This is a genomic window from Pseudomonas aphyarum (genome assembly GCF_028657055.1).
GTDB classification, from domain to species: domain Bacteria; phylum Pseudomonadota; class Gammaproteobacteria; order Pseudomonadales; family Pseudomonadaceae; genus Aquipseudomonas; species Aquipseudomonas aphyarum.
The window spans coordinates 131,571-152,726 of the sequence record NZ_JAMDGS010000015.1 but is presented as its reverse complement, the minus strand read 5'-3'; the positions used below and the strand labels follow the sequence as shown (position 1 = coordinate 152,726).

At 56.7% G+C, this 21,156-nt stretch carries 17 protein-coding genes; 11 read left to right on the top strand and 6 right to left on the bottom strand.

All coding sequences use genetic code 11. The annotated features are described in order from the left end of the window. The first annotated feature begins 8 nt into the window (after positions 1–8). The 3 genes from M5G18_RS23690 to M5G18_RS23680 are packed head-to-tail and all read left to right on the top strand — an operon-like array spanning position 9 to position 3,504. Positions 9–1,454, top strand: coding sequence for a PIG-L deacetylase family protein (locus M5G18_RS23690; protein WP_273897022.1), 1,446 nt, complete (start codon positions 9–11; stop codon positions 1,452–1,454). Then, positions 1,451–2,605 carry a glycosyltransferase family 4 protein gene (locus M5G18_RS23685; protein WP_273897023.1) on the top strand — a complete coding sequence of 385 codons (1,155 nt, stop codon included), beginning with the start codon at positions 1,451–1,453 and terminating at the stop codon, positions 2,603–2,605. The genes M5G18_RS23690 and M5G18_RS23685 overlap by 4 nt, the downstream gene beginning before the upstream one ends. A 14-nt stretch (positions 2,606–2,619) precedes the next feature. After that, positions 2,620–3,504 (top strand): glycosyltransferase, encoded by an 885-nt coding sequence (locus M5G18_RS23680; protein WP_273897131.1) that lies wholly within the window; start codon positions 2,620–2,622, stop codon positions 3,502–3,504. 18 nt (positions 3,505–3,522) lie between these two features. On the opposite strand, the gene M5G18_RS23675 is transcribed toward M5G18_RS23680, so the two are convergent. Then, complete coding sequence (locus M5G18_RS23675) at positions 3,523–4,740, bottom strand: acyltransferase family protein (RefSeq protein ID WP_273897024.1); 1,218 nt, start codon at positions 4,738–4,740, stop codon at positions 3,523–3,525. After that, complete coding sequence (locus M5G18_RS23670) at positions 4,740–6,602, bottom strand: bifunctional O-antigen ligase/aminoglycoside phosphotransferase family protein (protein WP_273897025.1); 1,863 nt, start codon at positions 6,600–6,602, stop codon at positions 4,740–4,742. The genes M5G18_RS23675 and M5G18_RS23670 overlap by 1 nt, the downstream gene beginning before the upstream one ends. A 154-nt stretch (positions 6,603–6,756) precedes the next feature. Between M5G18_RS23670 and msbA the strand changes: the two genes are divergently transcribed. Together msbA and hldE are read left to right on the top strand one after the other, a co-directional pair. Next, positions 6,757–8,559 carry a lipid A export permease/ATP-binding protein MsbA gene (msbA, locus tag M5G18_RS23665; protein ID WP_273897026.1) on the top strand — a complete coding sequence of 601 codons (1,803 nt, stop codon included), beginning with the start codon at positions 6,757–6,759 and terminating at the stop codon, positions 8,557–8,559. Between the two features lie 188 nt (positions 8,560–8,747). Then, entirely contained in the window at positions 8,748–10,172 is a 1,425-nt protein-coding gene (gene hldE / locus M5G18_RS23660) for a bifunctional D-glycero-beta-D-manno-heptose-7-phosphate kinase/D-glycero-beta-D-manno-heptose 1-phosphate adenylyltransferase HldE (protein WP_273897027.1), read from the top strand. Positions 10,173–10,238: 66 nt separating this feature from the next. Here hldE and M5G18_RS23655 read toward each other — a convergent pair whose 3' ends face one another. From M5G18_RS23655 to M5G18_RS23640, 4 genes are all read right to left on the bottom strand, one after another. Then, positions 10,239–11,207 (bottom strand): hypothetical protein, encoded by a 969-nt coding sequence (locus M5G18_RS23655; protein WP_007952240.1) that lies wholly within the window; start codon positions 11,205–11,207, stop codon positions 10,239–10,241. A gap of 31 nt (positions 11,208–11,238) precedes the next feature. Next, positions 11,239–12,051 (bottom strand): aldo/keto reductase, encoded by an 813-nt coding sequence (locus tag M5G18_RS23650; RefSeq protein WP_039766580.1) that lies wholly within the window; start codon positions 12,049–12,051, stop codon positions 11,239–11,241. Beyond that, the gene (locus M5G18_RS23645) at positions 12,048–13,223 is read right to left on the bottom strand and encodes an NAD(P)/FAD-dependent oxidoreductase (RefSeq protein WP_273897028.1); all 1,176 of its coding nucleotides are present in this window, start codon (positions 13,221–13,223) and stop codon (positions 12,048–12,050) included. The genes M5G18_RS23650 and M5G18_RS23645 overlap by 4 nt, the downstream gene beginning before the upstream one ends. A 129-nt stretch (positions 13,224–13,352) precedes the next feature. Continuing rightward, a complete protein-coding gene (locus M5G18_RS23640; RefSeq protein ID WP_085608473.1) occupies positions 13,353–13,685 on the bottom strand; it encodes a DMT family transporter in 333 nt (110 codons plus the stop codon). A 102-nt stretch (positions 13,686–13,787) separates the two neighbouring features. Between M5G18_RS23640 and M5G18_RS23635 the strand changes: the two genes are divergently transcribed. The 6 genes from M5G18_RS23635 to M5G18_RS23610 all read left to right on the top strand — a co-directional run bounded on the left by M5G18_RS23635 (position 13,788) and on the right by M5G18_RS23610 (position 21,046). Then, positions 13,788–14,690, top strand: coding sequence for a LysR family transcriptional regulator (locus tag M5G18_RS23635; RefSeq protein ID WP_273897029.1), 903 nt, complete (start codon positions 13,788–13,790; stop codon positions 14,688–14,690). Between the two features lie 11 nt (positions 14,691–14,701). Then, positions 14,702–15,988, top strand: coding sequence for a lipid IV(A) 3-deoxy-D-manno-octulosonic acid transferase (gene waaA, locus M5G18_RS23630; RefSeq protein WP_273897030.1), 1,287 nt, complete (start codon positions 14,702–14,704; stop codon positions 15,986–15,988). Positions 15,989–16,179: 191 nt separating this feature from the next. Then, complete coding sequence (locus M5G18_RS23625; RefSeq protein WP_273897031.1) at positions 16,180–16,989, top strand: DNA adenine methylase; 810 nt, start codon at positions 16,180–16,182, stop codon at positions 16,987–16,989. After that, a complete protein-coding gene (locus M5G18_RS23620) occupies positions 16,982–18,211 on the top strand; it encodes a metallophosphoesterase family protein (protein ID WP_273897032.1) in 1,230 nt (409 codons plus the stop codon). The genes M5G18_RS23625 and M5G18_RS23620 overlap by 8 nt, the downstream gene beginning before the upstream one ends. After that, entirely contained in the window at positions 18,208–20,115 is a 1,908-nt protein-coding gene (locus tag M5G18_RS23615) for an ORC-CDC6 family AAA ATPase (RefSeq protein WP_273897033.1), read from the top strand. Before M5G18_RS23620 ends, M5G18_RS23615 begins: the two co-directional genes overlap by 4 nt. Before the next feature lie 7 nt (positions 20,116–20,122). After that, a complete protein-coding gene (locus M5G18_RS23610; protein ID WP_273897034.1) occupies positions 20,123–21,046 on the top strand; it encodes a hypothetical protein in 924 nt (307 codons plus the stop codon). Positions 21,047–21,156 lie beyond the last annotated feature (110 nt).

The following is a 21,156-nucleotide window of genomic DNA, read 5'->3' as shown; positions in this document are numbered from 1 at the left end:
GTCAGCCCATGAGTCGCAAACAGCAACTGCTCAAGCGTCACCGGCGCAATAAACGCATCGGCCTGCTGATCGCACTGATCGTGTTGATCGCCCTCGGCGTGCTGGTGGCCTGGTGGTTGCCGCTGGTGCTGGCGTTGATTGGCTGGGTCGCTCACGAAGCGTGGTTCGCCGATCACCTGTTCTATTCGCCGAAAGACGATTACCAATACAGCTTTCCACCGTTCACCCCGCAGCCAAAAGTGCATTTGAACGGTGAGCAACTACGCCTCGACGAGGGCGTGATGCTGGTGGACGACGCCACGCTGATCCTCGCCGTGAAGGTCAAAAGCAGCTTTCTGGGACGCTTCTTCGACCCTCGGGTCGAGTTGGCCGGCGGCACCCATCCCGATGCGCAGACGTTCGAACGTGGCGTCAACGGTCTGCGTTATCTGAACCTCAGCGGACAGGCGCAAGCCTTGTCACAAGGCCAGTTGCGTCTGCGCGGACGCTTTTGCCGGGTGTCCGGCGAGCCGGTGCTGTGGGCGCTGGAACAACCGGACTACCGCCAGCAGCGGGTGATGGTCATCGCGCCGCACGCCGACGATGCCGAACTGGCCGCCTACGGTCTGTACAGCCAGGCCAAGGACGCCTGGATCGTGACCCTGACTGCCGGCGAGATCGAAGCCGAACACTATCAACAGATGGGCCTGAACAAGGTCGAGGCGGCGCGGCTCAAGGGTCGCTTGCGTGCCTGGGACAGTCTTGCCGTGCCGCGCTGGGCCGGCGTGCCGCAGGAACATTGCGTGCAGCTCGGGTATTTCTGCCTGCAACTGGCGGCGATGCAGGCTGCGCCGAATCAACCGGTGGGCTCGCGGGAAGCCGATCTGAGCGACACGCGCCTGTTCCGTCAGCTGAATCCGTTTGCCTTGCCCGGCGATGCCGATGGCGCGCCGACCTGGAACAACCTGCTGGCCGACCTGCGTGACGTGCTGTCCCGCGCCCGCCCGGATGTGATCGTGTTGCCGCACCCGACGCTGGATCCGCATCCCGACCATATCTGCGCTCAAGAGGCAGTGCTGGAAGCCTTGCGCAGCCTCGATTACCAACCGACCCTGCTCGGTTACGCCAACCACTTGCACGACAACGATCGCTGGCCGATGGGCGACAGCGGGCAGGGCATTGCCTTGCCGCCGACGTTCGACGCGGCACTCGCGATGCAGCCGCTGTGCCTGCCGCTGTCGATCGACTTGCAACGGGACAAGGCCATGGCGCTGGGCATGATGCATGACCTGCAGCCACCGGCCCCGTTCAAGCGTCGCCTGCGCCGGTTGTTTCAGCGACTGCTGGCCGGTCGGCGTCCGTCGGTCTACGGCGAGAATGAATTTTTCCGCAAAGCGGTCAGACGCCAGGAGTTGTTCTGGGTACTGAAGCAGAGCGAAGCAGGTGCGACGGGATCGCACCGGGGAGAGGTATGAGTCAACGCGCAAAGGTGCTGCAGCTGCAGCCCGATTACAACGTCAAATCCCATGATTTCGCCGACCTTGCCGAGCAAATCGTCAAGGCGCTGCCGACCGATCGTTACGAAGTGACCGCAGCCTTCCTGCGTGGCAAACCGGGGCCGGGCGAGGCCGTCAGTCGGGCCGACCGTTCGGTGTATTTCGAGTTTTCCGACAAGTCCCTCAAGGGCATGCGCCTGCGGGCGATGTGGCAGCTCTACAAGTTCTGCCGCCGGGAAAAATTCGATGTGGTGATCTGCAACCGCTTCAAACCGGTGAACATGATGCTGACGCTGAACCGCTGGTTGAAAGTGCCGTTGTGCATCGGCATTTCCCACGGTTTCGGCGAGTACGACCGCTTCTACCGCCGTCGACAGACTCAGCGCCTGATCGACCGGCACTGGCGTTTCGTCGGCGTGTCGCCGGCGGTCAAACAGTATCTGCTGGATTGCGATTGCGGTTTCACTGACCAGAACACGTACGCGATCACCAACGCCATCGACATCGAACAGGCCGAGGGTTTGCAGCACAGTCGCGAACGCGCGCGTGAATTGCTGGGCATCGACCCGAATGTGCGGCTGATCGGGGCGCTGGGGCGACTGGTTTCGGTCAAGGGCCATACTTACCTGTTGCAGGCTTTCGCCCAACTCAAAGACAAATACCCGAACACCCAACTGGCAATCATTGGTGCCGGACGCCTGCAGGCGCCGCTGGCCGCCGAGATCGAACAATTGGGCCTTGGCGGCCGGGCGCACCTGCTGGGCTTCAAGGAAAACGCCCTGCAATACGTGCGCGCGTTCGACATCTGGACCATGCCGTCGCTGGCCGAAGGCCTGGGCCTGGCTTTGCTGGAAGGCATGAGTGGGCATCTGCCGGTGATCGCTTCGAACGTGCCGGCCATGCTGCCGCTGATCGAAGGTGCCGGTGGTTTGTCGATCACGCCCAAGGATGTGCCAAGCCTGGTCACGGCGCTGGACACCTACCTCGCGCTGTCGGATGACGAGCTCAAGGCCAAGGGCGAGCAGGCCTACCGCTATTTGCAGGAACAGCACGACATCGAAGTCTTCCGCCAGGAATACCTGAATCTGATCGACTCCGGCCTGGAGCAGGCCCGCAAGGAACAGCCATGAATGAGGTCGCCGCCCTGAGCGATGCGCAACCCATCGTCACCGTGATCATCGCGTCTTACAACCACGGTCCGTACATCGAGGAAAGCATCCTCAGCGTCATCAATCAGAGCTACCGCAACATCGAGCTGCTGGTGGTCGATGATGGCTCGAAGGATGACAGTGTCGAGCGCATCCAGGCCTTGCAGGAAAAGCACGGCTTCGATTTTCGGGTGCAGCAGAACCAGGGCCTGACCAATACGCTCAACGGCGCCATCGCACGGTCCAAAGGCAGCCTGATCGTGCCTTTCGGTTCCGACGACATCATGTACCCGGACCGGATCGCTACCCAGGTCGCCTACATGGACGGCAAGCCGGAAGTGGGCATATGCGCCGGTAACATCGAGCTGATGGACGCCGACGGCAACCTCTACCCGGAAAAGCGTCAGCGCCGGGATGTGCCGTTCCGTCGCCTGGATTTCGATGACATGTTTCTGGAACGCAAGCCGTATCCGCCGGCACCGACCCTGATGATCCGCCGTGAGGCGCTGGACAAGGTCGGTGGGTTTGACCCGTCAATTCGTCTTGAGGATCTGTACATCGAACTGAAAGTGACCCGCGCCGGTTACTTTATCGATGGTCTGAACGTAGTGATGGCGCGCTACCGCAAGCACGCTACCAACTCGTACAAGAATCACCGTTTCATGATCGAGAATATCCTGCGCACCTACGCGTTGTTCAGCGATCATCCGCTGTACGACGAAGTGCGCTACAAGTCGCTCAACTCGATGTTCCTGAAAACCGCCAACCGCGATCGCAAACTGGCGCGGGAGTTGCTGGCGCAAATCCCGTTCAAGGCCTGGAACAAGAAGACCTGGCGCGGGCTGGGCCGGTTGCTGTTTTCGCCGCTGGAAAAAGACTGAGGTCGTTGTCGTTCGCCTTCAGCGAGCGACTTTTTCCGTCAAGGGCTTGTTGCCTTTCTGGCGCTGGCGAATCCACTGCACGACCCGCTTGCCTGCATTCATGCCGGGTTTTTCGATGTAGAGGAACGTTGCGCTGCTGATCAGAATCAGCAGGCAGGTGCTTACCACCATCAATGGCAGGAAGATCCAGGTTTCCCGGGCATCCAGGTGCAGCAGCAGTGGCAGGCGCTGCACCATCAGCCAGAGCACGAAGCCGTGAAGGAGGTAGGTGCTGTAGCTGATTTCTCCCAGCCAGCGGATGCTGCGGGGTTTCAAGGTGCCGAACAAGGTATTGCCCGAAGCCACAATCACGAAAAACAGCGCCAGCAGAAACAGCGGCGCGGTCTTGAAAGCCCGATTGAACACAGTGAAGGCGAGCGCCAGAGCCACCAGGGCGACCACGCTGGCCAGCGTGGTGCGGCTCCAGGCTGCCAGTTGCGGGCGCCGCACCCAGTAGGCGGCGGCGATTCCGCCGAGGAAACTGGCCAGAAAATGCTTCTTGAGTGAATGCTCCCAGCCGACCAGTTGATACAGCGTGTAAATCCCGATCAGGCACAACACCACTTGTCGCCAATTGCCGCGGTAGACGAATATCAGGGCCGCCAGTGGCAGCGCCAGATAGAAAAACACTTCGTAGGCCAGAGTCCAGGTGACGTTGGAGATCAGCATCCCGGTTTGCGGGTACTGGTTGACGTCGGGGCGATCGAACGTCAACCACAACAGCCCCTGTTTGATCAGCTGCGGCACGGAATCTATCAGCTGCCAGCCCTGCAGATAAAACACCGTGAGAAACACCGCCAGCATCAACGGCAGGTAGAGCGGATACAAGCGAAACACCCGCGACACACCGAACGCCAGCCAGTCGTGTTGACGTCCCTGGATCAGCAGGCGACTCCAGAACAGGAAACCGGTAATCATGAAAAACAGGGCCACGCTACCCTGGCCGAGCATCGAGTAAAAGTTGCTTGGTGGAAACCCGATCACCCCCGTGCGCAGAAAAATCCAGGTAATGATCGAGTGGTGCACGAACACACCGAACGCCAGATAACCGCGCAAGCCATCGATGCTGGCATAGCGACTTTCACCGGAATGCTGCAGGTGCCGTGCAATCTTCGGTACGGCACGCAACAACAGTGTGGCAGTCAGAATGGCCAGCAGATAAGCGATCAGCGCGATGAACGGACTGGTTTCAATCATCAATGAACCCGGGCCGGGTTGTTGCCGGCCAGCACTTGCCTGTGCAGATTGTCTGCTGCGATTTTCGACGCCGTCATGGCGTATCCCTGGAGCAATGCCTCGAGGTGATCTTCGAACAGCCAGCGTTTGTCGACGGTGTAACGTTGCATGTGGCGCAGGTTGCGCTGGCGCAGCGAAAGGCTGAGGGACGAAGGGTAGACCCGCAGGTCGGCCAGATCAATCAACCCGAATTCACCGTCTTCCAGCACCAGTACGTTGCCCAGGTGCAGCGAACGGAAATACACACCTTGCTCATGCAGTCTGGCCATGAATTTGCCGAATCGTTCCACCAGCGCCTGACGCACAGCCGGCGCAGTGATGCTCTGCAGGACCTGACGCAGTGTATGGCCGGGCAACGGGGTGTAATGCACGGCACTGCTGCCGTCTTTGAGGCGATACAGATTCAGCACTTGCGGCGTGGGGATACCGATCTGGCGCAGTTGTTCGCTGTTGACGGCAAAGCGCTCGGAATAGGGATTGAAACTCCCCGAGGTGTACCAGCGACGCCGGCGGAACAGTTTGAGGAAACTGCCATCGTTCAGGCGCAGGACCTTCGGCCCCAGGCCGTCCTCCTCAATCACCTGGGCGTCGGCACTCAGTCGTTGCAGGCCGGATACCGACAATTTCTGTATCGGCAGGGTCAAGAGGCGGCGGGCGCGTTGATTGATGCTCAGGGCCGCGATCAGTGCCAATGGAATCCACAGCAGGAACCAGTGCTCCTTGGGCCGTGAAATGATGCCGCCGCCCTCGGTCAGACCAGCGCCGATGCCGAACACCAGCCAGGTCGAGGCGATTATCAGCAATGGCTGAACCCGCAGCCGCCAACTGCTCAGCAGCGCCCAGGCCTGGAAGAACAACCAGGGCAGCAGACCGAGGATGCCGACATAATAAAGCACGCCCAGAGCAAAACTGTGCGGCTCCTGGAAGTTGTAGCCGACGCCCGGATCAATCTCCAGAGCCGCGTTGTAGCCGTGGCCGATCCAGGGATGGTCGGCGATCTTCTGCAGTGCGAGTTGCCAGATTTCGAATCGATAGGAGTCGCCGCGCTCGATGATCATTTTCGAGAACAGCAGGACTACCGTCAGGCCGCTGAGTGCCAGTGCGCCCAATAGCACAAGCGAGCGGCGATTCCAGCAAATGAACCCCAGCCACAGTGCCGCCATGGTCAGCGCGACCAGCGGGGTTCGGGAACCGGTTCCGACGACCGCCATGAACATGATGAGCATCGCCGGTACGCTGATCCAGTACAGCCGGCCATCTTTGCAAGTCATGCTCATGCTGAGCCAGTAGGCGCAGAAAAAACCAAACAGGTGGGAGCTGAGCAGCGGATTGTCGAACGCCCCTCCCCCGATCAGGCGCGCGCCGGGCTCGTAGTGAAGCGCAAATGGAATCAGGAAGCAGGTTGTGGCAATCAATGCCACCAGGGCGGCGACGAACATCAGCGGCGAAAGGATGTCGCTGCGGTAGCGCACCAGCAGGAAACAGCCGGCGAAGAGCATCAGCGTGTGCAACGGAGGCTTGAACATGCCACCAATCGGCTCGTCCTGCGGGCCCCAGCAAAGGCTGAGCAATGCCCAGGCAGCAAAGAGCAGAAGCGCGATGAACACCGGTTCACGCAGCATTTCCTTGAGTTCCCGTGGGCGCAGGCACAGGGCGATCAGCGTCGGAATACTGAACAGGCCGTAAAACAGTTTGTGGTGAATACTGCGGCCCGGCAGGAAGAACAGCGCGCACAAGAGCAGGAAGTAGCCGGCGGGAAGTATCCACAGGCTGATGAAATCGAAGATCCGATTGGACGTACTGCTGAAGCCGCGAAGTTGCATGCTGAGAGATTCAATCCTGAAGTTGATCGGCCATTTCGATGATGGCTATTTGATGCTGAAAAAGATGCCTAACAATAACAGCCTTTGCCCGATTGCCAGAACCCTGAAGAAGCTGTGCTAAAGTCAGCGTCCTTTTTATCGACTTTCGCGTGATATGACCGACTCCAGTCCCGCCGCAAGCCCTTCGAGCTTGAAAATCTACTTCCGCCTGCTCGGCTATGTCCGGCCGTACATCAGTCTGTTCCTGATCAGCATCGTCGGTTTTCTGATTTTTGCCTCGACCCAGCCGATGCTCGGCTACATCCTCAAGTATTTTGTCGATGGACTGTCCAATCCCGAGGCCGTGCTGTTTCCCACCGTGCCTTATCTGCGCGACCTGCAGCTGCTGCAGGCCGTACCGCTGCTGATCATCCTGATCGCCGCGTGGCAGGGCCTGGGATCTTATCTGGGCAACTATTTCCTGGCCAAGGTTTCCCTGGGTCTGGTGCACGATCTGCGGGTGCAGCTGTTCAATAACCTGCTGGTGCTGCCGAACCGGTATTTCGACAAGCATAACTCCGGTCATCTGATTTCGCGTATCACCTTCAACGTGACCATGGTCACGGGGGCGGCAACAGATGCGATCAAGGTCGTAATCCGTGAAGGCATGACCGTGATCTTCCTGTTTGCCTCCCTGTTGTTCATGAACTGGAAGCTGACGCTGGTGATGGTCGCGATCCTGCCACTGATCGCCGTGATGGTGCGCACCGCGAGCAAGAAATTCCGCAAGCAGAGCAAGAAGATCCAGCTGGCCATGGGTGACGTGACCCACGTCGCGTCCGAAACCATCCAGGGCTATCGCGTGGTGCGCAGCTTCGGTGGTGAAGCCTACGAGGAGAAACGCTTCCTCGACGCCAGCCAGAGCAATACCGACAAGCAACTGCGCATGACCCGCACCGGCGCGATCTACACGCCGATGCTGCAACTGGTGATCTACAGCGCCATGGCGGTACTGATGTTCCTGGTGCTGTTCCTGCGCGGTGACGCGTCGGCCGGTGACATGGTGGCCTACATCACCCTGGCCGGCCTGTTGCCCAAGCCGATCCGTCAGCTGTCCGAAGTCAGTTCGACCATCCAGAAGGGCGTGGCCGGTGCCGAAAGCATTTTCGAGCAACTGGACGTCGAGCCGGAAGTCGATACCGGCACGGTCGAGCGCGATTCGGTCAGCGGTCGCCTCGATGTCCGCAACCTGAGCTTCACCTACCCTGGCACCGAGCGTCAGGTGCTCGACGACATCAGCTTCTCGGTCGAGCCGGGGCAGATGGTGGCACTGGTGGGGCGTTCAGGCAGCGGCAAGTCGACCCTGGCCAACCTGATTCCGCGCTTCTATCACCACAACAAGGGCGAGATCCTGATCGACGGCGTGGAAGTGGAGCAATACAAGCTGCTTAACCTGCGCCGGCATATTGCCCAGGTGACCCAGCACGTCACGCTGTTCAGCGACACCGTGGCCAACAACATCGCCTATGGCGATCTGGCCGGGGCGCCGCGCGAGGATATCGAGAAAGCGGCGCGTGACGCCTATGCCATGGACTTCATCGCGCAACTGCCCGAAGGCCTGGACACCCAGGTCGGCGAGAACGGTGTGCTGCTTTCCGGCGGTCAGCGCCAGCGTCTGGCGATTGCCCGGGCCTTGCTCAAGAACGCACCGTTGCTGATTCTCGACGAGGCCACCTCGGCTCTCGACACCGAGTCCGAGCGACACATTCAAGCCGCCCTGGATCAAGTGATGAAGGGTCGCACCACGCTGGTGATCGCTCACCGTCTGTCGACCATCGAGAAGGCCGACCTGATTCTGGTCATGGATCAGGGCCGGATCGTCGAGCGCGGCACTCACGACGAGCTGCTGGCACAGAACGGCTACTACGCGCGTCTCAACGCCATGGGCCTCGACGCCCCGGCCGAAGACATCGCCTGATCCCGCCTCGAGAACGCCGGGCGTGCAATGCGCCCGGCGATTTGTATCCAGGCCCTGCCCTCAGTGTATTTTTGTTCAAAAAGTGAGCAAAAAAGCCTGTCGTTTCATCCTGTTGCAGCCGCCGCACAAGCCTTCGCCAACCCTGTGTTAATATCGCGCCCCTGTTCATTTTGTATGTGGGTTGCTCCATGAAGTTGTCCATGCCGCGATTCGATCAAGCCCCTGTCTTGGTGGTCGGCGATGTCATGCTCGACCGTTACTGGCATGGTGGTACCTCACGGATTTCCCCTGAGGCGCCGGTTCCTGTCGTTAAAGTCGAGCAAATCGAAGACCGCCCGGGCGGTGCCGCCAACGTTGCCTTGAACATTGCCGCGCTGGGTGCGCCGGCGTCGCTGGTCGGTGTGACCGGTGATGACGAAGCCGCCGACAGCCTGAGCAACAGCCTCAAGGGTGCGGGCGTGCGGGCTCTGTTCCAGCGCATCGCGCACCAGCCGACCATCGTCAAGCTGCGGGTCATGAGCCGGCACCAGCAATTGCTGCGTATCGACTTCGAAGAACCGTTCGCCACCGACGCACTGGCCCTCGGCGCGCAGGTCGACGACCTGCTCGAAGGGATCAAGGTGCTGGTGCTGTCCGACTACGGCAAAGGCGCCCTGAAAAACCATCAGGCGTTGATCCAGGCCGCGCGCGCCAAAGGCATTCCGGTGCTGGCCGACCCGAAGGGCAAGGATTTCTCGATCTACCGTGGCGCGAGCCTGATCACCCCGAACCTCAGCGAGTTCGAAGCCATCGTCGGCGGTTGCGTCGATGAGCACGAACTGGTGACCAAGGGTGCGACACTGATGCACGACCTGGATCTCGGCGCGCTGCTGGTGACCCGTGGCGAACATGGTATGACCCTGTTGCGTCCGGATCATCCGGCGCTGCATTTGCCGGCCCGGGCCCGTGAAGTGTTCGACGTGACCGGTGCCGGCGACACAGTGATTTCCACCCTGGCGGCCGCGATTGCCGCCGGCGAAGAACTGCCGCACGCGGTAGCGCTGGCCAACCTGGCGGCGGGCATCGTGGTCGGCAAGTTGGGTACAGCGGCGATCAGCGCACCGGAACTGCGTCGCGCCATTCAGCGTGAAGAAGGTTCCGAGCGTGGCGTGCTGGGTCTGGAGCAACTGCTGCTGGCAGTCGCCGATGCCCGTGCGCACAACGAGCGGATCGTGTTCACCAACGGCTGCTTCGACATCCTGCACGCCGGCCACGTGACCTACCTCGAGCAGGCGCGGGCCCAGGGCGATCGCCTGATCGTCGCGATCAACGACGACGCCTCGGTCAGCCGCCTGAAAGGGCCGGGCCGGCCGATCAACAGCGTCGACCGGCGCATGGCGGTTCTCGCCGGTCTCGGTGCGGTGGACTGGGTGATCAGCTTCGCCGAAGGCACTCCGGAAAACCTGCTGCGCGAGGTCAAGCCGGACGTGCTGGTGAAGGGCGGCGACTATGGCATCGACCAGGTTGTCGGCGCCGACATCGTCAAAGCCTACGGTGGCACCGTTAAAGTGCTGGGGCTGGTGGAAAACAGCTCGACCACGGCGATTGTGGAAAAGATCCGCAAGTCCGAGTGATGCAAACATGAAGACCGCGCCTGCGACGACTCTCTGGAGTCACTCGCTGGCGCGGTCTTTTGCCGTTCAGGAATTCACTTTCTTGCGTGGCACGATCTTCTTCAGCAGTTGCTTGGCCTTGCCGCGCAACCGTGCCAACCCCGTGTCCTTGGGTGGCGGCGTCAAACCCTGCTGGCGCAGCCAGTCCTTCCAGCGAATCCGCTCATCGCGCACCAGCCAGCCGTCCTGCCGGGCGAAACTTTCCGCCAGATACAGACCGCGAGTGCCCGCCGGGTACAACTGACCTTTCTTCAGCGTGTATAGCTCGGGCAGCGGCTCGCCGTCTTGCAACGGCATCAAGTACAGATCGGGGCGCTTGCGGTCGAGCCGGGCGACCAGTTGATCGCCTTCCAGCCGTTCATCGACATGGAACAGGCTCAGATTCTTGGCTTCCTTGGGCACGTCCAGCCGCAGGTCGTAGATCAATTGCAGGGACGCGGTCGGCAAATGTACGTAAGCCCTCGGCCGTTCAAGCAATTGCAGATTGGCGCAGCGCACCGGCCGGGCCGAACCGGACAGCGGCGTCAGGCGAAAGGGCAGGGCCTCACGATAATGCAGCGCCGAGGCGTACGGAGCCGGCAACCAGGTGTCGTTGAAGCGCCCGCCGAGCCAGCCTTCCGGGGTTTCCAGCAGGCATTCTTCGGCGATCTCCTGGATTGCGGTGTGCAGCGGAATATTCAGTTCATGGGCCGGCACGTAGCCGGAAATCAGCTTGAGCACGACGTCGCCGCGATCCTGCCGCCGCTGGCGCACCAGCACCCAGTAATCGCGATTCTGCCAGTGCAGGGTCAGGCGCACCGAGACGCCGAGGTTGGCCAGCTCCAGCGCAAAGCGCTCGGCGTCGGCCACGCTGACCGGTTTGCGCCGTTGCAGGGTCTGGGCGAAATTCAGCGGCATGCCCACGCTCTGGTAGGTCAGGCCTTCCGGCGTGGCTTCGACGAACAGCGGCAGCGTCTTGAAGTTGCTCGGGTTCTTTCTGATGAGCGTACGCGGCATGTCGGCTCCTGCTTAAGGCCGCGAGGCGGCGTCAGTGACCACGAAGGACCTGGGCAACGGTCGCAACGTTATGGGCGAGGTGCAGCGGATTGATCGTCCCGACGATGGCACTGGCCACGCCGGGCTGGGCGAACAGCAATTCGAAGCTGGCGCGCACCGGATCCACACCGGGACTCAGGCACACGTGACCGCTGGCCAGCGCCTTCTTCACCAGAATGGCTTTGCCGTGGGCAGCAGCATAGTCAATGACCGCCTTCTCGTTTTGTTCGTTCAGATTGTAGGTGACCATGGCGCAGTCGCCTTGCTCCAGTGCTTTGAGGCCACCGTCGACGGTTTTGCCGGAGAAGCCGAAGCCGCGAATCTTGCCCTCGGCCTTGAGTGCCGCGAGGGTTGCGTAGACTTCGCTGTCGTTGAGAATCGCCAGATCGTTGCCGTCGGAGTGCACCAGCACCAGATCGATAAAATCGGTTTCAAGACGTTGCAGGCTGCGCTCCACCGACATCCGCGTGTGAGCGGCGCTGAAATCGTGGGTCGACTGGCCGTCGACAAATTCTTCGCCGACCTTGCTGACGATCACCCAGTCCTGACGCTCGCCACGCAGCAGCGGCCCGAGGCGCTCTTCGCTGCGGCCATAGGCCGGCGCGGTGTCGATCAGGTTGATGCCCAGCTCCCGGGCCTGCTTGAGCAGCATGCGCGCGGCGTCATCGTCGGGGATCTGGAAGCCGTTGGGATATTTCACACCCTGGTCGCGGCCGAGTTTGACGGTGCCCAGGCCCAGCGGTGAAACCAGCAGGCCGGTGCTGCCCAGCGGGCGATGCAGATCGTGCAGGGTCGGCAGGCTCATGGCAGCAATTGCTCCCAGGCGGGAACGCCCATCGGTGGTTTTGGCAATTCTGGCAGCGGGGCAGGGTGGCTTGGGCGGATGCCGTCGCGTTCGAGGGACGCGATCACGCGATCAGCGAAGTCCGGCGCCAGGGCGAGTTTAGTTGGCCAGCCCACCAGCAGGCGGCCCTCTTCTGCGAGGAAGGCGTTGTCCGGACGGGTCAGGCCGGTTTGCAGCGGTTCGGCGCGATCGACGCGCAGGGTCGCCCATTGCACGGTGCTGAGATCGATCCACGGCAACAACTGACCGAGCTCTTTCTGGGCGGTGGCGATCTGCTCAGCCGGCTCACGGGCCACGCCTTCGGATTCGGCAATGTCGCCGCCCAGATACCAGACCCACTGGCCGTCAGCGGCCGGGTGAGTGGTCACGGTAATGCGCGGTTTGGTGCCGCCACCGAGGCAGTGCGCGTACAGCGGCTTCAGGCCCGGGCCCTTGGCGATAATCATGTGCAGCGGTCGGCGTTGCATGGCCGGATGAGTCAGGCCCAAAGCAGTCAGCAGGTCGGCAGTACCGGCACCGGCGCTGAGCACGATGCGCTGGGCGCGGATCTCGCGGCCATCGACCTTCAGGCCGACCAGCACGCCGCTTTCCAGCAACGGCTCGATGGTCTGGCCGGCGAGCAAGCCGTCACCCGACAGGTCGGCCAGACGCTGGATCAGGCTCGGCACGTCGATCACCAGTTCGGCGAGGCGGTAGACCTTGCCCTTGAAGCGCTTGTCTTGCAGGGCCGGTGGCAGTTGATCGCCCTTGACCTGATCGACCCGGCCACGCACCGCTTTGCTGGCGAAGAAACTGGTGAGGTTGCCGGCCAGGGTGCCCGGCGACCACAGGTAATGGGCTTCGGACAGCAGGCGCACGCCGGTCAGGTCCAGTTCACCGTTGCCGGCCAGGGCTTCACGCCAGCGACGCGGCATGTCGGCGATGGCTTCCGAGGCGCCGGTCAGCGCACCGTGCAGCGCGTACTTGGCGCCGCCGTGGATGATGCCCTGGGACTTCACACTCTGCCCGCCGCCGAGGCTGGCGCTTTCCACCAGCACGGTCGAGAAACCCTGGCGACGCAGGCGCGCGTTCAGCCAGAGACCGGCGACACCCGCGCCGACAATCAGCACGTCGGTGGAAATTGGAGATGGCATGCAACGACCTCAGTGTTCAAGACGAGGGCGCAGTATACAGACTCGGGGAAAAGGGGATTTGTCGATGATCAACAGAGAGAATGCATGAACCCTTACAGGAGCGAGTGCCTGCAAGGGCTCGTCTCAGGATCAATGGCCGGCGGTTTTCGAGAACAGCTGAATCACCACCACGCCGAGCACGATCAGCGCCATCCCGAGCATCGCCGGGACATCCAGCTTCTGCCCATAAATGAACAGCGCCGCGACGCTGACCATCACGATGCCCATGCCGGCCCACACCGCGTAGGCCACGCCCACCGGCACGCTGCGTACCACCAGGGTCAGCATCCAGAATGCAATGGCGTAGCCGACGATGACCAGCACCAGTGGCAAAGGCGTGCTGAAGCCTTTGACGGCTTTCATCGAAACGGTCGCGATCACTTCGGCACAGATGGCGATGGCCAGGTAGACGTAAGCGTTCATGTTCAAATCCTCGTGTGTAGCGTTGCTTTCTGAGGCGGCATTCTAGTGACTCCCCAGATGGGGTAAAGTCATTACCTATCTGTTTACAAGATGGGTTGGCCGATGAGCATGCAGTGGAATCTGGAGCAGTTGCGGGTGTTCGTCGCGGTGGCCGAACAGCGTTCGTTTTCCGCCGTGGCGCGTCAGCAACGCAAGGCGCAGTCGGCGATCAGCAGCGCGATTGCCATGCTCGAGGACGATCTCGGTGTCAGTCTGTTCGAGCGTAGCAGTGGTCGCCAGCCGAGTCTTACCGAAACGGGTGAAGCCTTGCTGGAAGAGGCGCGTGAAGTGTTGCGCCAATGCGAGCGTCTGAACGGACGGGCCGTGGCCATGATGCGCGGGCAGGAAGCGCAGCTGCGGGTGGCCCAGGACGAGGCGATGCCTTATCAGGCGCTGGTGGAAAGTTTCGGCGCACTGGCCGAACAGTTTCCCAGTCTTGAAGTCCAGCTGACCAGCGCCGCCCAGGGTGAAGTTTCGCGCAAACTGGTGGAGCGCCGGGCCGATCTCGGGCTGCTGTTCTATCACGACGAAATTCCCGAAGCGCTGGAGCGCCGGGTGCTGGGCAGCGTGGAAATGGTCACGGTCTGCGGCATCAATCATCCGCTGGCCGCGCAATCCCGAGTCAACTGCCAGCAACTTGCTCAGCATCGGCAACTGTTGATGTCGACTCAGAGCAGCGTCTATCCCGGCAGCGAACCGGCCAGTCCGCAGGTGTGGCGCGCCGACAGTTTCTACGTGATGGCTGAATGGCTGGTGCGTGACCTCGGCTGGGCCTGGCTGCCGCGCCATGTGGTGCAGTACTCGGCGTACCAGGGCCTGATGGTGGAGCTCGACAGCGAATGGACACCGCCGGCACTGGTGGTGGAACTGGTCTGGCGCCGCGACGAACCGCTGGGGCCGGCCGCTCGCTGGCTGGCGGAGCGATTTGCCATACACCTGCGGGCGATCGGCGGCAAAAGCCGATAAACTCCGCCGCCATGAATAGAACTCTCTACACCGCGCTGTTTTATCTGGGGCTGCCATTGGTGGCGATTCGGCTGTGGCTGCGCTCGCGCAAGGCGCCGGCGTATGCCAAGCGGATTGGTGAACGTTTCTCTTACGGCATGCCGACGCTGCAACCGGGCGGCATCTGGGTTCACGCCGTGTCGGTGGGCGAAAGCATCGCCGCCGCGCCGATGATCCGTGCGCTGCTGCAACGTTATCCACAGCTGCCGATCACCGTGACCTGCATGACGCCGACCGGTTCGGAGCGCATCCACGCGATGTTCGCCAACGAACCACGCATCCAGCACTGCTACTTGCCCTACGACTTGCCCTGCGCGGCGGCGCGTTTTCTGGATCGCGTGCAGCCGAAACTGGCGGTGATCATGGAAACTGAACTGTGGCCCAACCATATTCACCAATGCGCCAAACGCGGGATTCCGGTGGCATTGGCCAACGGGCGCCTGTCCGAGCGTTCGGCCAAAGGCTATGGCCGGTTCAGCAAACTGACCGCGCCGATGCTCGCCGAGATGAGCCTGTTCGCCGTGCAGACCGAAGCCGAAGCCCAGCGTTTCCGCGATCTCGGCGCGCGCCCGGAGACGGTCGAAGTCACCGGCTCGATCAAGTTCGACCTGACCATCGACCCGCAACTGCTGCAACGCGCTGCTGAACTGCGTGGCCAATGGCAGGCGCTGGAGCGCCCGGTGTGGATCGCTGCCAGCACCCATGAAGGCGAAGACGAGGTGGTGCTGAACGCTCACCGTCGTTTGCTGGCCAACCATCCCGATGCGCTGCTGATTCTGGTGCCGCGTCACCCCGAGCGTTTCAACTCGGTGTTCGAGTTGTGCCAGCGTGAAGGTTTCGCCACGGTGCGTCGTTCCACTGGCGTGAGCGTCGATGCGCAGACTTCGGTGCTGCTCGGCGACACCATGGGCGAATTGCTGTTTCTCTATGCCCTGGCCGACAGCGCGTTTGTCGGCGGCAGTCTGGTGCCCAACGGCGGACACAATCTGCTGGAGCCGGCAGCCTTGGCGAAACCGGTGATCAGCGGCCCGCACCTGTTCAACTTCCTCGACATCGCCGCGCAACTGCGCAGCGCCGGAGCCTTGGCCGAAGTGGATGATGCCGAAGGGCTGGCGACAGAAGTGCAGCGTCTGTTTGAACTGCCGCGCGACGCACAGCGCATGGCCGACGCCGGGCTGAGCGTGATGCGCCGCAATCAGGGCGCGTTGCAGCGCTTGCTTGATGGCCTGGATTTGTTACTAACCACGAAGCTATCTTGACCTTTAAAGTGCACTGATCTAAAGCTATTCGCATGAATTCACGGAAATCTGTATAAGTCAGTTTTCGTAACGCTCGCTGATGTATTGTATTTTTGAAGAGAGTGCTCATGAAAAGTGCGGTTTATCGCAAAGTTCCATTAGGGGGCGCTTCTTGAGCTTAACGTTTTGCAATTTTAAGAATCAGAAACCAAATGAAGACCCCTAAGCGCGCACTAATTCGATGGGCTGGAAGCAAAAAAAAGCTTATTCCTGTCATAAAAAAAAGCGTGCCTTTAAATTTTGATAGATATATTGAGCCGTTTTGTGGGTCGATAAGTTTATTTCTTGAGCTTCCTCCCTCTAAGGCAATACTTTCAGATATCAATGAAGAGTTGATAAATTTTTACAATGTTGTGAAAGTAAGTCCGACATATATTTCCGATGAGCTTGCGAAGCTCGAATCCTCAAAAGAAAATTATTATAGAGTGAGGGGGCTTAATCCTGAGGCCTTGACAAGGAAAGAGCGGGCTGTTCGGTTTTTTTATCTAAATAGGCATTGCTTTAATGGTGTTTATCGAACAAATCAAAAAGGAATGTTCAACGTACCGTATGGCTCTAAGTTAAGTAGTGTGCCTTCTGCTTGTGAAGTAATGGATTTCAGTCGTTTTATAAAAAATGCTACTTTTGAAAAAAGCGATTTTGAAAGAGTCATAAATAAGGCGGGATTTAACGATTTTATTTACTTGGACCCTCCTTATGCTGGTAGAAATGTTAAGGATCGCGGGGAGTACGGGCAAGTTAAGTTTGCCGAAGTGGATATTGAAAGGTTGCATCGCTCTTTGCTAAGGGCTTCGGAGCGAGGGGCAAAAATACTGCTTTCATATGCAGATATTCCATTGATTAGAGAAGTGTTTTCTGAATGGAGAATTGAGACTGTTTCAGTGGGGAGAAGTGTATCTGGCTTCTCTAAGGGAAGAATGATCGTTAATGAGGTTCTAATTAAGAATTTCGACAATGGATAATAAAAAATTACGTATTGCAGTTATAACGGATCTTCATTATGTCAAGGATGGGGGCTCAAGCCCCAAGCCAGAGGTCTGTTCGAACGGTAACAAAATTGATCCCATGGAGCGACTATCCGGATTTCTATCAAAGGGAGACTTCCGTGGTGTTGACTTAGTGATGTGTCCTGGAGATATCACAACAAAGGCGTGTGTTGAAAGCTTTACATCCGGCTGGGGGGATTTGAATAGGCTTACACAATCCTTGGGGGCGGAATACTTAATTGCGTCAACAGGGAATCATGAAATTATTTCCCGATCGGCAGAAATTAACAAAACGCCCGGTAACGTAGAATTACATGTTGATCCGCAAGAACACCTACTTCAGACAAAGAATTACCCCACTGTATTTACCGAGGCTCATCAGCGCTGGGTTTATTGGGGGAGAGGTTATGAAACTTTAGTTGGTGAGAATTGGATTGTCCTAATTGTCAATTCATGCCATTTTCATACGACTCAACTTGCGAATGAATTTGAGCGCGGGCGGGTTGGCGAGTCTGCTCTTGAAGAAATGAAGCAGAATTTAAAAGACGTCGCTGAAGGAAAGGCTTTCCGTTTTGTGCTGATTCATCATCCTCCAAATAACCATGAAGAACCAGATGTAGAGCTTGGCAGGGAGCCAATGTTCAACGGAATTAAGTTTCTTCGTATATTGGAGGATACGGGGCTAGACTGGTTAGTCATTCACGGGCATAAACACTTTCAGCGACTAGTAAGGATTGGGGATTCCGATCGGTCTCCAATGATATTCGGTGCAGGAAGTTTCGGTGCAGGGTTGAAAGGCGCTGTTGCGACGAAAACAAAAAATCAATTCTACATTATTGATCTTGAAGTAGGACTGGATGCGATCGGTGAGGAAAGATTAAAGGCAAGCTTTAATTCCTTTTACTGGGACCTGACTGAGTGGAAGCCGGTTGTCGATGAAACCCAGGGACTACCAAATTTTTGCGGTTTCGATTTAAGCAAGAAAATAGATATACCTCAATTGGCTGTCTTGATAAGGGATACCATTCCGCAGGACGCTCCTTGGTGTACTTGGGCTGAATTGAAAGCTCAGATAAAAGCGCTGAGCTATCTAACGCCTAGTGATATTAAGTCATTAAAGCTTGCTCTTGGAAAACTAAAGGTTAAAGGGTTGACGGAGCAACATCATTGGTTTCCTGAGCAGCTATCATTACAATGAATGAACTAAATATTGCATCAAATGAAACTTTCAACGCTCGACACTTGACATCTGTGCAGGTGGCAGCAGCCTTTATTCCACCTCCGCAATTTGATCAGTTGTTAGATAATAGTCATTGTCTGCTAGTTGGTGCTCGTGGTAGTGGAAAAACCACGCTTTTAAAAATGCTACAGGTACAAGCACTAAAGAAGTGGAAAGAGATTAACTATCTTGATAGCCGAACCATTGATTTTATCGGGGTATTTGTGCCTGCTGATATCAGATGGGCTAAGCAACTCGCTATAAAGCTTGATGGGATTGTTTCACGAGCGGAACGCTCAATGCTGTGTGAGGCCGCATTTACTGGGTCGGTTTGTATTTCTTTTATTGATACTCTGGAGCAAGCAATTGCTTTAGGTGAAGTGAATTCATCAAGTACTGATACAAATTCTATCTCGAGAAATGAGGAAGCCGATACGGTCAAAGCGCTTTCAAGAATTTGGGGGGTCGAAGTGGCGATTCCTTCGTTTAAAGCTCTAAAGCATGAACTTCGATTTTGCCAGACATTGCTTCCGAGAATAGCATTAGCGTTAAAAAGTGGTAACTCAGTCGATTCCTTGCTTTTGGAGAACAGGTTTCTTGGTATTAGTTGGCTCGATGCGCTGGGGAATGCGGTTGAAACGGTCAATGATACTTTCGGTTGTCAGTCTCAAAAGTGGGCATTGCTTGTTGATGAGCTAGAGATTGTTCCCGAAGAGCTGTTGCATTTGATAACGGCGCCACTTCGTTCAACATTTGCAAACTTGTTATTTAAGTACTCGATAAGTCCTACTGGAACAAAAACTGAGCTGCTCTCGAAGCTTGATGCCTCCGACCCTACACCAGGGAACGATTTTAAAATTATTAGGCTTTGGCATACTGATAGAGACCAGATTAGGATTTTTTCTAGTAGGCTTCTTAAAGCTTCATTAGTTTCGAGAGGATTAGTTGAGGCTTCTGAAGCAATAGAAGATGCTTTGGAATGGTCAAAGAGTGCTGAGGATGAAGCGGCTGAAGGTAAATTGTCACTCGAGCAAAAACGACAGCAGTTTTCCGAGTTGTCAAAAAAGGATTCTTCTTTTAGAGATTTTTTAAATAAAAAGAATATTTTAATATCAGAACTATCTACTTCCGATGATGCAACTAATGGCCCATTGGTTAGAAAAATCGCCCCTTTGGTTTATTTTCGTAACCACGTTTTAAAAAGCTGGGATGAGAACTCTGTAGTACGTCGCTCAAAAATTTCAAACCAACCATATTATGGGTTTCCGAATCTGCTAGATCTTACCGAAGGTAATCCTCGCTGGATTCTAAATCTTTCCGATACATTGGCTGCCGAAGCAAAGACTAAAGCTTCAAGTATAAGGCAGCCTGGCGTACAAAACTCGGCCATCGAATCTTTTGCCAGACGATTTATGTCGATGCTAAAAGTATACCCAGTAGGTAAGGTGGCCTCAAAAAATGTAACGATATTCAGTTTTATTGAAGGTTTGGCGAAGTACCTTAATGCAAAAATTTATGAAGGTTCCTTCGCCGCAGATCCCTCCCTTTCATTTGTTGTTGATAGGGATGCGGCGGAGAACTATGGTGAGTTGATTGAGACTTGCATTCATCTCGGCGCTTTAGTAATTATTGATCCGACGTCTTCTGATGACTCAAGCTTGCTTTTGGGTGGTCGGGCACTTCAGGATAGGAAAGTACGGATTTGTTATCGGCTGGCACCATTGTTCTTTTTACCACTGCGCGCCAATAAGCAGTTAAGATTGAGTTCTGCATTGAAAGAAAAAGCTATAAAGGAGCCGGTAAATAAGAAACGGGTGGAAGTTTTGAGTGTGGCTGCTGAGTTGCCAAGATCTAATATTAAAGAGCAAATAGATCTTTTTTGAGGTTGTTATGAATCTAGAAACGTTAGTGAATTGGAATTCTAATGAGCATGGCGACGCCACCTACGATATATTTTTAGCTTTTTTTAACTCAGAAAAGCGATCTATAGATTACGCTACTAAAATGGATAGCTTTTGTGAAAGGAAAATTGTTGTTTGTCAAAGTGAACAATGGGGTGGCCAGGTTCCAGGAGAACTGGGTTTTTCTATAGTCGATGTTAAAGAGTTGGCCGGTATTTTTTCTGAAGTTTCGCTAGCTAAGCATGGCCGGCTTTCCATCTTGGTAGATATTTCTTGTATGTCTCGCCACTGTATGGCGGAGTTTATGTCAGCAATGTTCGCTGCGTCGAACTGTGTTGAAGTGAAATTACGAGTCAATTACACGATTGCTCAGTATTCTCTCCCTCCGTTGGATATAAGCGCAAATGAGAGTATTGAGGCTGTTCATGGTGATTTTTCTGGATGGTCTTATGCTGATTCAAAACCTACAAGTTTGATATTGGGTTTAGGATATGAGCCATTTAAAGCTGAAGGGGCTTCAGAATATTTCGAACCATATGATCAGTGGGTTTTTGTTCCGGAATCACCGGTAAAAGAGTATCTACCAATGGTACTCAAAAATAATGAAGAGCTGCTATTTAGGTCTGCTGATGATGGTAAAACTATATTTTATAAAGTTGATGATCCAGAACTGACCTTTGGGCAGCTGGAGCAGGTAGTCAGCTTGCTCAGCCAGTCGACTAATCCAGTGTTAATGCCTTTTGGTCCTAAAATATTATTTTTATTATGTTTAATACAAAGTCGATGCCATCCAGAAGTTGGCGTTTGGTGTGTAACTGGAAATCATCCAGAAGATGTGTTGTCGAGTACGGCGTCGGATTATTCTTGTGGTTTGGATTGTTGCTTTTCTGCAGGGGCTGCAGTTTTTAGTTAGGTCTAGTTTACTGTAGGAGGACGAGATGAGGTGAGTGAGTGTAATAAAAACCTCTCAGTTACAAAGGAAGTTGCTGTGTCCGACACTAACGTTTAAAACTTCGCAGCCCT